We start from the raw sequence: 14,201 nt of genomic DNA on the forward strand, positions 1-14,201 counted from the left end.
GAGACAGGCAGTGCGGCGAGCGTGAAGGGGAGGGTCGCGATCGCGACCCTCCCCCTCACGCTCGCCGCACTGCTGCTCGTGGCCAAGCTGCTGAGCATGTACGCGTTCGCGCATACGTCGATCAGCACGTTCGTGTCTGGTGCGTACGCCGAGTCGGAGTCGGCCGCCCGCGGGCAGGACATCGCCAACTGGTTCGAGCCGTTCGCCGCGCCGTACAACATCGGCACGGCGCTGGGCGGCGCAGACGAGCTCGGTGCCTCCCGGACGGAGCTGGAGCGCGCGCTGCCCCTCGCCCAGGGGCTGCAGGTGTGCCCCGTGCTGATCAACCTGTCGCTCGTCGTCGAGCGGCAGGGCGACGCCGCGCAGGCCGACGGCGACGCCGCGAGAGCCGCCGAGCTGTACGGCGAAGCGCTCGAGATCACCGTCGAGACGCCGGAGGAGTGCCGCAGCGAGGCAGCCCAGCAGCAGTCGCCGCAGCCGAACCGCGACATGAGCGACACGCTCGACGAGAATCAGCGGCGCCAGCAGGAGAAGCAGCGTCAGAGCCAGCATCCGCCACCCGAGCAGCCGCAGCAGCCAGACCAGGGAGAGCAGGGAGAGACGCCGCAGGACAAGCTCGACGACATCGAGGACCGCCTGAATCAGGGCGCGCAGGAGCGAGAGGACCAGCTCGGCGGCGGGCAGGGCGACGACGGCTCCGGTGGGGGAACGGACAAGCCGTGGTAGATCGTCAGCGCAGCAGATACGTCGGCGGCTCCGAAGGTGCCCCTCCCCTGCCCCCGGTCGGCGGCTACGCGGGCGCTGCCCGTGCGCGGGGAGGGCTGGATGCCGCGGCCGGCCTGCCCACGGCATCCGGAGTCACCTACACCGACCCGGCGGCCGTCCGCAAGACGGGGGTCAACGCAGTCGGGCTCGCCGCCATCTCGGCGACGGCCGTCTTCGCCGTGATCCTGCTGCTGCTCATGCTCGCCGGCGGCACCGACGCGCTGTACGGCGTGACGCTGCTCGTGCTGCAGCTCGCGATCGTCGGCGTGATCGTCGCGGCGCTGCTCACCCGACGCGGCCGGATGCTGGGGGCGATCGCCCTGGCCGTCTCGCTCGTCTGCAACGTCGCGACCGTCGGCGCCGTGGGCGCCCTGTACTCCTCGGCGACCCAGGCGTACGGCGGCACGAAGTCCGAGCAGCAGCGGCACGAGGAGGCGTATCCGGGCGTGAAGGACTACTCGCCCGACGAGGCCCTGAACGGGCCGTCTCTCGACGAGGTGCAGGCCGAGGGCGACGCTCTGATGACCGCGATCCGCGCCCGACTGAGCGATCGCTACGGCTACACGTGGGTGCAGAGCGGCACGGTCGACGTGAGCCCCGAGCGCAACGGGTACGGCGGTGAGTCGATGCTGCGCCGGTACACGTCGACGGCGTGGACGACCGAGCAGCCCGTGCAGGACGACGCACGCAAACGCGAGGTCATGCAGGCGATCGGCGAGGTGCTCCTCGAGCGCGGTCTCAGCGACCTGTACCCGCTGAACGAGATCGACACCGGCATCTCGCCCGACATGGTGGCGAAGCTGTACGGCTCGACCGAGCCGTCCCGGCAGCACACCTGGGAGTACTACGGCGACACCTACCCCGGGCCGATGCGCTTCTACGTGTACGCGTACGACCTGTCGAACGACCCCACCGGGGAGTTCCGCCTGCAGCGCGAGGCGATCGCGGCGCAGACCGGCGAGCCCCTCGAGGGCATCCAGCTCGTCGTCTTCGCCCGCCGCGTGCTGCCCGAGGCCGACCGGGCCGAGTTCGAGCAGCGCCTGCAGGACTACCCCGGGTTCTGAGGTCGGAGCTGCGCTCCCGCGGCGCCGAGATCCGGCCTGACAACCGCCCTACGGCAGGTCTGCCACCGGCACGTGCTCGTCGCCGGGCAGCTCCGGCTCGTCGACGAGCCTGAGATCGTCGACCGCGGGACCCTCGAGCACCGTGCCGTCGGCGGCGAAGCGCGAGCCGTGCAGCGGGCAGTCCCACGAGCGCTCGGCACTGTTCCAGGTGACGATGCCGCCGAGGTGCGTGCACACGGCAGACACGCGGCAGGTGACGCCGTCGACGGTCGAGACCGCCACCGGTTTCATCCCCGCGCTGCCCACGACGCCCTCGCCCTCCGCGGGCGGCGTCGTGGGCAGCGGATGCCGTTCGGCCGAGATCCACCCGGTCGCGGCGTCGCGCGCCACCTCCGCGCCGGCGACCGCACCTTGCGCGAGATCCTTCGGCGTGGTGATGCGATGGTGCAGCGTCTGCGCCCAGGGGATGCTGCCGTCGAGCACCTCCGCCGTGATGCTCAGCGCCGCCGCGACGGCGTTCGTCATGCCCCACTTGTTGTAGCCGGTGGCGATCTTGACGTGCTTGCCGGTGCGCGGCATCCAGCCGACGAACGGCACCATGTTCAGCGACTGGTAGTCCTGCGCAGCCCAGGCGTGCGTGCGCTCCGCGCCGGGGAAGTGCCGGTGCGTCCAGTGCTCGAGATCGTCGACCAGGGCCTGGGTGTCGGCCGCGCGGCCCACGTCGTGGTCGTTGCCGCCGACCAGCAGCAGCTGCTCGCCGTCGTGCGAGGCGGTGCGCAGCGACCGGGTCGGTGCATCGACCGAGAGGTACATGCCCTGCGGGATGCGGGCGGCATCCGGCATCCGGTACGCCTGCGCGTACGAGCGGTTGGCCTTGAGCTTGGCGAAGTACAGGCCCCGGTCGAGGACCGGCACACCCGTGGCCAGCACGACGGTGCCGGCGTGCACGTCGCCGACCGAGGTGATCACCCGGCTGGGCTCGCCGGTGTCGACGTCCTTCACCCGCACGCCCTCGACGATCACCCCACCCCGCTCGCGCAGATCGGCGGCGAGCGCGCGCAGCACGTCCATCGGGTCGAACTGCGCCTGCTCGCGAAGTCGGATGGCGCCGTGCACGCGGAACGGCAGCTCGAGCTCGCTCACCCGCTCGACGTCGAGTCCCGCCGCCAGGCACGCCTCGTACTCCTTCTCGATCGAACGCGCACCGTCCTCGGTTCCCGCGTAGGTGAACGCATCGCGACGCTCGACGGCGACGCCGTGCTCGCCGAGATAGCGCAGCATCCACTGCTGCCCCTCGAGGTTGCCCTCGACGTAGGCCTTCAGCACCCGATCCGACCCGCGCGAGCGGATGCCCGAGAGCACGCTTCCCTGCAGCAGACTGAGCTTCGCGGTGGTGTTGCCGGTCGCCGCGGCACCCACGAAGCGGGCCTCCAGCACCGCCACCGACAGGCCGGCTCGCGCGAGCAGCAGGGCGGTGGTCAGTCCGGTGAGACCCGCTCCGGCGACCACGGCGTCGTAGCGGGCGTCGGGCTCGAAGGCGTCGGTGGGAATGCGCTCACGCTGGTCGTCGAGCCATAAGGACGTCACGGTGTCTCCTTCGCTGGGGGCGAGTGAGTCCCAGTACACCGTGAGCGCGGTGGCGAGCAACAGGGCTTGACATCACGACCGACGCGAGCACGGCGGGTGTCCTACGCTGGCTTCTGGCCGCGTCGCGGCCCTCGATCAACAGGGAGTCCACGTGCCCGAGCACACGCTTCTCGCCATCGACGCCGGCCAGACGGGCATCAAGACCCGCCTCGTCGCACCCGACGACACCGCTCAGGAGTGGCTGTTCCCCGGCGTGCTCACCGACCGGCCGCTGCTGGCTCAGCTCGCGGCCGTCGTCGCCGAGGTCACCCGTGTGACGAACGAGGCGCCGCACACGGTGACCTTCGGCGTCTCGGGTCTCACCTCCGCCGAGGCCGAGGCGGATGCGCTGATGCGGCACCCTGATCTCGCCGACGTGCACCGCATCGTCGTGACCCACGACTCGGTCACCTCGTTCCTCGGGGTGCTCGGCGACCGGCAGGGCGCCGTGGTGGCCGCCGGCACGGGGGTCGTCACGCTCGGCGTCGGGCCGGAGCACTCCACCCGCGTCGACGGCTGGGGCCACATCATGGGAGATGCGGGCAGCGGGTACTGGATCGGCCGAGCGGCCCTGGATGCCGTGATGCGCGCGCACGACGGGCGCGGCCCCGCGACGGCGCTGACCGCGTTGGTGAAGGAGCGCTGGCCCGACCTGGAGACCGCGTACGTCGCCCTGCAGTCGTCGGAGGATCGCGTGCGCACCGTGGCATCGTTCGCCGCGCCGACAGCCGCGCACGCGGCATCCGGAGACGACGTCGCGATCGGCATCTGCCGCGCCGCCGCAGCCGAGCTCGCGACGGCTGTGCTCGCGGCGCTGAGGGTCACCGACGCGCCGGCCGATGCCGCCGTCGGAGCGATCGGCGGCGTCTTCGGCTCCGACCTCGTCCGCTCGGCGTTCGAGGAGGCCGTGCGCGCCGAGCGCCCGGATGCCAGGTTCGTCCCGCCCGCAGGGTCGGGCCTCAACGGCGCCGTGGCCCTCGCCCACCTGGGCCCCGGGCATCCGCTGCACGAGCGCTTCGCCGAGCGCACCCGCTGACCCCTCGACCTGACCACCCGATCGGAGCCGCATCATGACGAACCCTCTGTTCCACGAGATCGACAACACGCCCCGCGACTACGCCTGGGGGCTGGTCGACGGCGTGGCGCACGTGCGCGGCACCGCCCCGACCGGGCGGAAGGAGGCCGAGCTGTGGCTCGGCGCGCACCCGTCCGCGCCGAGCACCGTCCTCGGCGACGCACCGTGGCCGACCCTCGACGCGTGGGAGCGCGAGACCGGGGCGACCCTGCCGTTCCTGCTGAAGGTGCTGTGCGCGGCAGAGCCGCTGTCTCTGCAGGCGCACCCGAGCACGGCGCAGGCGGAGGAGGGCTTCGACCGCGAGAACGCCCTCGGCATCCCGCTCGACGCCCCGCATCGCACCTACCGCGACCCGCACGCGAAGCCCGAGCTGATCGTCGCGCTGCACGACGGTTTCGAGGCACTGTGCGGCTTCCGGCCCGCCGCCGAGGTGCAGGCCGACCTGCAGACTCTCGCCGGGCTGATCGACGCTGCGCCCGACGCGTCGGCGGCGCTGCAGACCTGGCAGCAGCACCTGGCCGGCGCCGACGGCATCCGCCGGGCGTTCCTGTGGCTGCTCTCGGGAGACGAGAGCCTGCCGGCGCTGGTCACGGCCGTGACCGCGGTCGCGGAACGGGATGCCCGCTTCGCGCTCCTCGCGCGGATCGCCGAGGCGCACCCGGCCGACCCCGGCATCCTCGGCGCGCTCATGCTGCAGCACCTCACGCTGCGCGCCGGCGAGGCGCTGATGCTGCCCGCGGGCAACATCCACGCCTACCTGCGCGGCTCGGGCATCGAGCTGATGGGCCCGAGCGACAACGTCATGCGCGGCGGTCTCACCGGCAAGCACATCGACACGGTCGAACTCGACCGGGTGCTCGACGCGCGCGAGGGCGGCGACCCGCGGCTCGCTCCCGAGGTCGTCTCCGATGGTGTCCGCGTCTTCCGCCCGGTCGAGCGCGGCACGGACGACGATCCCGGGTTCGAGCTGTACGCGATCGAATCCGACGGCGAGATCGTGCTCGACGGCGCGGGCATCGCGCTCGCGACCGACGGGGAGTTCGAGCTGGCATCCGACGACCAGCGCATCCCGATGCCGCGCGGTCGCGCAGTGCTGATCTCGCGCCCCGCCACCGTGCGGGTCACCGGCGCCGGACGCCTGTTCGTGGCGGCAGGCTGATCGACATGCCTCGCTTCGATCTGTCTCCCGCCGAGCTGCGCACGTACCGGCCCACTGTCGCCGAGCCCGCCGACTTCGACGCGTTCTGGCACCGCACGCTCGAATCATCACGCCGGCTGGCCGCGCCGGCCGAGCGCACCAGAGTCGAGACGCCCCTGACGCTGGTTGACGTGTACGACCTGACGTTCAGCGGGTTCGGCGGCGACCGCGTGCGCGGGTGGTACGTCGTACCCGCCGGCGCGACCGGACCCCTGCCGACGGTGGTGGAGTACAACGGCTACGGCGGCGGGCGCGGGCTGCCGCACGAGCGCCTCGGCTGGGCGGCATCCGGGTACGCGTGGGTGTTCATGGACACCCGCGGCCAGGGCAGCGGCTGGGGCACCGGCGGCTCGACCCCCGACCCGCACGGCACCGGCGCCTCGGCTCCCGGGTTCATGACCCGCGGCATCGACGACCCCGAGCAGTACTACTACCGTCGCGTGTTCACCGACGCCGCGCTGTTGATCGACGCCGTGCGCGCCTTCGAAGAGGTGGACGCCGACCGCATCGCGGTCACCGGCGGCAGCCAGGGCGGCGGCATCGCGATCGCCGCCGCCGGTCTCACCCCCGGGCTCGTCGGCGTCATGCCCGACGTGCCGTTCCTCTGCCACTTCGAGCGGGCGGTCGGGTTGACCGACAGCGATCCGTACCAGGAGATCGTGCGCTATCTGGCGGTGCATCGCGATGCCGTGACGCAGACCTTCGAGACCCTGTCGTACTTCGACGGCGTGAACTTCGCCGCGCGGGCCGACGCTCCTGCGCTGTACTCGGTCGCCCTGATGGATCCCGTATGCCCGCCATCGACCGTGTTCGCCGCGGCCAATCATCACCGCGGCGGGGCGGACGTCGTGGAGTACGCGTTCAACGAGCACGAGGGCGGGCTCGGCGTGCAGTGGCAGCGCCAGGCGGCGTGGCTGGCTGAGCGTCTGGGCTGAGCGTCTGGGCTGAGCGCCCGTCGGAGGCGGGTCCGGGCCGGCGGGTCAGGCGGCGAGCGCGAGCCAGGCGGCGAACGCGAAGCCGATGACCGTCGCGAGCCCCGTCGACTCGGTCGCCTTCTTCTGCGCCTCGGGCACCATCGAGTCGACGAGCATGACCAGCAGGGCTCCCGCGGCGAATCCGTTGGCCCCGGCGCGGAAGCTGTTGTCGACGACGGATGCCAGCGCGAATCCGCCTGCGGTGGCGAGCACGGAGAGCACGGCCACCCCTGCCCACAGCAGCACCACGCGGCTGCGCCGCATACCGTCGGCCAGCAGGTCCGATGCCGAGCCGATCGACTCCGGCAGGTTCGAGACGACGATCGCGACGATCAGCGCGACGCCCACCCCCTCGCCGGATGCGAGTCCGATGCCCAGCACGAGCTGCTCCGGGATGCCGTCGAGCAGCGCTCCGATCGCGAGGGCCCCGCCACCGGCATCCGCCTTCTTCTTCGCCTGCCGCGCATCGAGGATCCGCGCGGCGATGTAGTAGCAGAGCGCCCCGGCGGTGACGCCGATGATCAGCGGCAGGTGACCGCCGAGATCCACACCCTGCTCCCACAGCTCGAAAGCGATCGACGCCATCAGCGCACCGGCGCCGAAACCGAGGATGATGCCGAGCAGCCGATCGGGCCACCGGCGCACCAGCGCCAGTAGCGCCCCGACGAGCAGCGGCGCTGCCGCAACCGCGCCCCACAGCACCGCCTGGCCCATGCGGCCCAGGCTACCCGCCTTCGAATCGCTTGAATGGCGGTTCGGCGGCCCGGATTGCCGCCATTCAAGCGATTCGAACGGGAGAAACCGGGCCGGGGCGACACGCCGCGCGCCGATAGACTTGAGGCCATGTCCAAGGTGCTCCAGTCCCTCCCCGTCGGCGAAAAGGTCGGCATCGCTTTCTCCGGAGGGCTTGACACCTCCGTCGCCGTCGCGTGGATGCGCGAGAAGGGCGCGGTGCCCTACACGTACACCGGCGATCTGGGGCAGTACGACGAGAGCGACATCGCCTCGATCCCCGGCCGTGCGCTCGAGTACGGCGCCGAGGAATCGCGACTGGTGGATGCCAGGACGGCACTCGTCGAAGAGGGCTTCGTCGCGCTGCAGTGCGGCGCCTTCCACATCCGCTCGGGCGGGAAGACGTACTTCAACACCACCCCGCTCGGACGCGCGGTCACCGGCACGCTGCTCGTGCGCGCGATGCGCGACGACGGCGTCGACATCTGGGGCGACGGCTCGACGTACAAGGGCAACGACATCGAGCGCTTCTACCGCTACGGCCTGCTGGCCAACCCGCGCCTGCGCATCTACAAGCCCTGGCTCGACGCCGACTTCGTCACCGAGCTCGGGGGACGTGCGGAGATGAGCGAGTGGCTCGTGGAGCGCGGCTTCCCGTACCGCGACTCGGCCGAGAAGGCGTATTCGACGGATGCCAATATCTGGGGCGCCACGCACGAGGCGAAGACCCTCGAGCACCTCGACGTGTCGCTCGAGACCGTCGACCCGATCATGGGCGTGAAGTTCTGGGACCCGTCGGTGCAGATCGACACCGAAGACGTCACCGTCACCTTCGAGGGCGGCCGCCCGGTCGCGATCAACGGCACCGAGTACAGCGATCCGGTGGCCCTCGTGATGGAGGCCAACACCATCGGCGGACGCCACGGGCTCGGCATGAGCGACCAGATCGAGAACCGCATCATCGAGGCGAAGTCGCGCGGCATCTACGAGGCCCCCGGAATGGCGCTGCTGTTCATCGCCTACGAGCGCCTGGTCAACGGCATCCTGAATGAAGACACCCTCGCCACCTATCACGAGCAGGGCCGTCGCCTCGGCCGGCTGATGTACGAGGGTCGTTGGCTCGAGCCGCAGTCGCTCATGCTGCGCGAGTCGATCCAGCGCTGGGTGGGACTCACCATCTCGGGCACGGTCACCCTGCGCCTGCGCCGCGGCGACGACTGGACCATCCTCGACACCGTCTCGCCGAACCTCTCGTACGGCCCCGAGAAGCTGTCGATGGAGCGCGTGGGCGACGCGGCGTTCGGCCCGGTCGACCGCATCGGCCAGCTCACCATGCGCAACCTCGACATCGCCGACTCGCGCTCGCGGCTCGAGCAGTACGCGGGCCTCGGCCTTGTCGGCGGCGCGACGGGCGAGCTCGTCGGCAAGGTCACCGCCGGTCAGGCCGCCGAGATCTCGGCATCCGAGAGCGACGACGAGCAGCTCGCGGAGGCGGTCGACCTGGCATCCGAGGGTGCGGCCTTCGACTCCGGCACCGACTGATCGATCCGCCCCGGCTGCCGCACGCGGGCAGGGCCGTGCCGCCACGTCGGGGGCCGACACTCCAGATGTCGGACGCATCCTGCGGGAACGTCCGACATCTGGAGTGTCGGCCCCCGTTGTGTACCCGCAGGCTGGGAGTTCACCTACGTATGTTGCACACGACTGTGCAACATACGTATCCTTGAGGCATGCCACGACCGCCTCGCTCCGACGCACGCGCCAACCGCGCCGGCATCCTCGACGCCGCTCGCAGCACGCTCGCGCTCGATCCCTACGCCAGCGTCGACGTCATCGCCCGCAGCGCGGGCCTGAGCCGGCGCACCCTGTACGGTCACTTCGACGACCGTGACGCGCTGATCCGCGAGCTGATCAGCACCGGCGCCCAGCGCTTCAACGCGATCGCCGAATCGATCACCGACGCCGATGCCCGCATCGCCCTCGCCCGCCTCGCCGCGCGTCTGTGGCAGGAGGCCGCGCACGTGCAGGTCAGCGCAGCGCTCGCCCTCGACGAAGCTCACGTCGAGCACACCGCCTCCGCCCTGGCGCCGCTGCGCCGGGCCGTCGCACAGCTCGTGCAGCGCGGTCAGGATGACGGCAGCTTCCGCACCGACCTCGCAGCCCCGACGCTCTCGCGCCTGATCGAGGAGATCGCGCGCACCGTCGTCGCCCGCACCGACGCCTCCAGCAGCGGCGCCGCGAACCTCGCCGTCCGCACCGTGCTGAGCATCGCCGGACTGTCCTGGCGCGAGACCGACGAGCTGCTCGCCTCCCACCCCGACATCACGGCGCATCCGGGCGCCACGGCGAGCTCCGCGTGAGTGAGACGGCGACGAACCCGAGACCGAATGCGTGGAGCGTCTACCGCCGCGATCTCGGCAGGCTGGCGCGCGTCAGCAAGGCGTGGATCATCATCATCGGCGTCATCGTCACCCCGTCGCTGTACGCCTGGTTCAACATCGTCGCGTTCTGGGACCCCTACTCGAACACGCAGCAGGTGAGCGTCGCGATCGTCAACCACGACGCGGGGGCCTCGTCCGACCTCACCGGGCGCATCGACATCGGCGGTGAACTCGTCGAGCAGCTCAAGCAGAACGACCAGCTGGGCTGGACCTTCGTCGATGAAGACGAGGCGATGGATGCCGTGCGCAGCGGACGCAGCTACGCGGCGATCATCATCCCCTCCGACTTCAGCCGCGACTTCGTCAGCATCACGACCGGCGAGTTCACCCGGCCGGAGCTGAAGTACTACGTCAACGAGAAAGCCAGCGCGATCGCGCCGAAGATCACCGATGTCGGCGCGTCCACTCTCGACAACCAGATCAACAGCACCTTCGTCTCGACGGCCGCCGAGGCGGTCAGCGAGCAGCTGAAGGACGCGGGGCTGGATGCCGAAGGCCGCCTCACCGGCGCACGGGATTCCACCGTGGGGGCGCTCGACGAGGCGACGGGCAAGGTCTCTTCAGCTCGCGAGCGTCTCGCCGACCTGCAGATCGGGCTGATAGATGCCGCAAACGGCATAGACCGGGCATCGCGCTCTCTCGGCAAGGTCGACCGAACGCTCGCCGACGTGCAGACGGCCGTGGCGCAGGCGCAGCAGATCGCAGGAGAGGCGCAGCAGGAGCTGCTCGCCGTCACCGACAGCGTCACCTCTGCATACGTCTCGGGCTCGACGCTCATCGCCGATGCCGCCGCGAGGATGAACGGCTCGATCGCGACCCTGGCATCCGGTCTGCAGCAGGCGAACGCCGCCGTCGGCACCACCGCCGATGACTTGAACGCGGTGATCGAGTCCAACGCCGCCGCTCTCGACGAGCTGCAGGCCGCGCTCGAGCGCACCGATCCCGGATCGGCCGCCGCGCAGCGTCTGAGCGAGGCGATCTCCGGCCTACAGCAGCGCAACGCCGCCGACCAGCAGGTGCTGGCCGACCTCACGCAGCTGACCGACGACGTGTCGGGCACGATCACCGCCGTCACCGGTGCGGCCGACAGCGTCAACGGCGCCGTCGGTCAGGCCGCGACCTCGGCCACCGCCATCCGCGACGCCCTCACGCAGAGCGTGCCGCAGCTGAACCGGGCGATGTCACAGCTCACGGCGAGTGCCGACGCGTTCTCGTCGGCTCTCGGCGCCCAGCGCGCCCAGGTCGCTCAGGCGCAGAACCTGCTCGGCGGGCTGAAGACGCAGCTCGCCGGCGCCTCCGACGCCCTCGCCGCGTTCGACGGCAACCTGGCCACCGCCGAGACCGCGCTCGGCACGGTGCGCACCGACGTGCTGGCCCTCGGATCCGCCGAGATCTGGAACAGGCTCAGCGCGGTCAGCGGCCTCGAACCGGATGAGATCGCGCGATTCATGGCATCGCCCGTCGAGGTGAACACCAAGACGATGTTCCCCACCGCTGCCTACGGCTCGGCCATGGCTGCGTTGTTCACCAATCTCTCGCTCTGGATCGGCGCCTTCGTGCTGATGGTGATCATGCGCGTCGAGGTCGACAGAGAAGGCGTCGAGGGCATCACCGTCCGCCAGGCCTACATCGGCCGCTGGCTGCTGTTCGCCACGATCGCGGTGTTCCAGGCGGTGCTGGTGTGCGTCGGCAACCTCGTGATCGGGGTGCAGACCGCCAACCCGGTCGCCTATGTCGGCACCGGTGTGCTGATCGGACTCGCGTACCTCAGCATCATCTACGCCCTGTCGGTGTGCTTCGGCATCGTCGGCAAGGGCCTGTGCATCCTGCTGGTCATCGTGCAGATCCCCGGCGCCTCGGGGCTGTACCCGATCGAGATGATGCCCGACTTCTTCCGCGGGCTGTATCCGTTCCTGCCGTTCACGTACGGCATCGACGCCATGCGAGAGGCCATCAGCGGCTTCTACGGCGGCCACTGGTGGGGCTTCATGGGCATGCTGGCGATCTTCGTGGCGCTGGCGTGGGTGCTCGGGCTGTTCCTGCGGGGCCGCCTGGGCAACTTCACGCTGCTCTTCAACCGACGTCTGGCCGAGACCGAGCTGATGGTCAGCGAAGAGGTGCAGATCACCGGACGCCGTCGCACACCGGAGATCATCCGGGCGCTCACCGACGGCGACGGCTTCCGCGCCGACGTCGCGCAGCGCGCGCGGCGCTTCAGCGAGCACTACGCGACGCGCCTGCGCCTCACACTGCTCGTCGGCGCCGCGGGTGTGGTCGTGCTGGCCCTGTGCGGGTGGCTGATCCCGGGCGCCAAGGCGGTCGTGCTCGGTCTCGGCGCGCTCTGGTGCCTCCTGCTGATCGGCTTCGTCGTCGCGCTCGAGTACATCAGGCAGAGCATCGAGCAGGCTGCCGAGGTGAGCGAGATGCCGGATGCCGAGCTGCGCCGCGCCCTCGCCGTCGAGAACTCCGCCCAGCGCGATGTGCTCGCAGACCCGGATGCCGGCACGACCCCATTCGTGGGTCCCGCCGTGTCCGCCGATGCCGCCGCGGCAGGGACGTCTGCCGACGGTGACGCCGCGACGACGACGCGCACGGCGGTGCTCGAGCATCCGGATGCTCGAGCCGACGCCACGTCCGCGCAGCGGAGCGTCGACGAGACCGGCGCCGACGACGACACGATCGCCCTCGACGAGCTGTTCGCCGACGACGTGCCGCAGGCACGGGACGCCGATGACCGGGCCGATCTCGCTCGGCCCGCCGTCGAGCATCCGCAACAGGCGCCCGACGAGCGCGCCTCCGACGGACCCGACCAGTCTGACCAACCCCACCAGTCCGACCAACCCGATGAGACGGCCCAACCCCACCAGCCTGACCAACCCGACCGGCCGCACCAGAAGGAGGGCGAGAAGTGAGCAGCATCCTCGCCGTCATGCGGCACGACCTCCGACGGGCGATGAGCAGCGTGATGGCCGTCATCGTCCTCTTCGGGCTCGTCGTGATCCCTTCGCTGTTCACCTGGTTCAACGTGATCGCGAGCTGGAACCCGTTCGAGAACACCCGCAACCTCACCGTCGCGGTGGCGAACACCGACGACGGCTATCAGAGCGACCTCATGCCGCTGCGCATCAACGTCGGCGAGCAGGTCGTGTCGGCGCTGCGCGCCAACGACGACCTGAACTGGGTCATCACCTCGAAGCACGACGCGATCGACGGCACCCGGTCGGGCGAGTACTACGCGGCGATCGTGCTGCCCACGACCTTCAGCGCCGACATGATGACGTTCTACGCGAACGGCGCCGATCGCACGCACATCGACTACTACCTCAATGAGAAGAAGAACGCCCTCGCTCCGAAGATCACCGGTCAGGGCGCGAGCGAGGTCACGCAGAGCATCAACGAGGTGTTCACCGAGACGCTCAGCGAGGCCGGCATGAACATCATCACCTCGCTATCGGACTACCTCGACGACGCCGACACCCAGGCTGCGCTGTCCCGACTGCAGGCGCGGGTCGAATCGGCGGCCGCACAGCTGCGCGCCGGCGCCGCGACGGCTGACATGTTCACCTCGCTGCTCTCTTCGAGCAGGCCCCTGGTCGAGAGCGCTTCGGGTCTGGTCAGCTCCTCCGGCGACGCGCTGCGCGACGCCCGCGGTGCGCTCGGCGGCGGGACGGCCGCCGCCGCCTCGCTCGACGACGTGCTGTCGTCGACCACCGCATCGCTCGATGCCGCGCTGAAAGGCACGTCCGACAGCTACCAGTCGGTGTCGGACAGCATCGACCAGGTGTTCGAGACCATGGACACGCAGTCGGCGAGCGCGGCGCGCACGATCACCGCCCTGGCGGACCGAGTGCAGACTCAGGTCGATCAGCTGCAGAGCCTGCGCGACGGACTCGTGCGGGACGTGCGGCCGCTGCTGCCTGAGACCGCGCTCGACGCGTTCGACGCATCGGTGTCGGCCATCGACGCGGCCGTCGCGCGGCAGACGACGCTGCAGGAGCGCCTCGACGAGGCCGCGACGCAGATCACGATCGCCGGCACCGCGAGCCAGAGCACCCGCGCCGAGATCGAGCAGCTCACCGCTCAGGCGAAGGCCGCGGTCGACGACGCGCGCCGCTCGTACACCGACAGCCTGCGCCCGAAGCTCGACGCCCTCGCATCGACGCTCGCGCGCATCAGCACCGGCGTCGACACGATCGGCAGCGACCTGTCGAGCGCCGCCGGCTCGCTCACCGGCTCTTCGTCGACGGGTTCGGCGCTGTCCGACGCCGAGGCGCTCACCGCCGGCATCTCCGACTCGCTCACCGAGACCGCGGCCAGGTTCGACGA

General features: G+C 70.7%; 11 protein-coding genes. 9 read left to right on the plus strand and 2 right to left on the minus strand.

All coding sequences use genetic code 11. From position 1 onward, the window contains the following. A partial coding sequence (locus tag BFN01_RS12215; protein ID WP_071644630.1) for a hypothetical protein occupies positions 1-726 on the plus strand: 726 nt, incomplete at its 5' end. Further along, positions 720-1,829, plus strand: coding sequence for a phage holin family protein (locus BFN01_RS12220; protein WP_071644631.1), 1,110 nt, complete (start codon positions 720-722; stop codon positions 1,827-1,829). The genes BFN01_RS12215 and BFN01_RS12220, both read left to right, overlap by 7 nt. A gap of 48 nt (positions 1,830-1,877) precedes the next feature. Here the strand turns inward: BFN01_RS12220 and BFN01_RS12225 are convergent, their stop codons facing one another. Next, complete coding sequence (locus BFN01_RS12225) at positions 1,878-3,416, minus strand: FAD-dependent oxidoreductase (RefSeq protein ID WP_071644638.1); 1,539 nt, start codon at positions 3,414-3,416, stop codon at positions 1,878-1,880. A gap of 151 nt (positions 3,417-3,567) precedes the next feature. Between BFN01_RS12225 and BFN01_RS12230 the strand changes: the two genes are divergently transcribed. Genes BFN01_RS12230 through BFN01_RS12240 form a run of 3 tightly spaced genes read left to right on the plus strand, consistent with a single transcriptional unit; the run spans position 3,568 to position 6,663 of the window. Beyond that, on the plus strand, positions 3,568-4,491 hold the full coding sequence (locus BFN01_RS12230) for an N-acetylglucosamine kinase (RefSeq protein WP_071644632.1): 924 nt from the start codon (positions 3,568-3,570) through the stop codon (positions 4,489-4,491). A gap of 34 nt (positions 4,492-4,525) precedes the next feature. Next, complete coding sequence (gene manA / locus BFN01_RS12235) at positions 4,526-5,689, plus strand: mannose-6-phosphate isomerase, class I (RefSeq protein WP_143187238.1); 1,164 nt, start codon at positions 4,526-4,528, stop codon at positions 5,687-5,689. Between the two features lie 5 nt (positions 5,690-5,694). Then, a complete protein-coding gene (locus BFN01_RS12240) occupies positions 5,695-6,663 on the plus strand; it encodes an acetylxylan esterase (RefSeq protein WP_071644633.1) in 969 nt (322 codons plus the stop codon). Between the two features lie 45 nt (positions 6,664-6,708). On the opposite strand, the gene BFN01_RS12245 is transcribed toward BFN01_RS12240, so the two are convergent. Continuing rightward, positions 6,709-7,416: a ZIP family metal transporter gene (locus BFN01_RS12245; RefSeq protein WP_071644634.1), complete on the minus strand. Its 708-nt coding sequence runs from the start codon at positions 7,414-7,416 to the stop codon at positions 6,709-6,711. A gap of 129 nt (positions 7,417-7,545) precedes the next feature. Here BFN01_RS12245 and argG point away from each other — a divergent pair, with 129 nt between their 5' ends. The 4 genes from argG to BFN01_RS12265 all read left to right on the plus strand — a co-directional run. Next, positions 7,546-8,976, plus strand: coding sequence for an argininosuccinate synthase (argG, locus tag BFN01_RS12250; RefSeq protein WP_071644635.1), 1,431 nt, complete (start codon positions 7,546-7,548; stop codon positions 8,974-8,976). 188 nt (positions 8,977-9,164) lie between these two features. Further along, a complete protein-coding gene (locus tag BFN01_RS12255) occupies positions 9,165-9,794 on the plus strand; it encodes a TetR/AcrR family transcriptional regulator (RefSeq protein WP_071644636.1) in 630 nt (209 codons plus the stop codon). Beyond that, the gene (locus BFN01_RS12260; RefSeq protein WP_071644637.1) at positions 9,791-12,787 is read left to right on the plus strand and encodes a YhgE/Pip domain-containing protein; all 2,997 of its coding nucleotides are present in this window, start codon (positions 9,791-9,793) and stop codon (positions 12,785-12,787) included. Before BFN01_RS12255 ends, BFN01_RS12260 begins: the two co-directional genes overlap by 4 nt. After that, positions 12,784-14,201: YhgE/Pip domain-containing protein (locus BFN01_RS12265; RefSeq protein WP_177243866.1), on the plus strand; the 1,418-nt coding region annotated here is incomplete at its 3' end. The genes BFN01_RS12260 and BFN01_RS12265, both read left to right, overlap by 4 nt.

This window comes from Microbacterium sp. AR7-10 (genome assembly GCF_001878835.1).
Classification (GTDB): Bacteria; Actinomycetota; Actinomycetes; order Actinomycetales; family Microbacteriaceae; genus Microbacterium; species Microbacterium commune.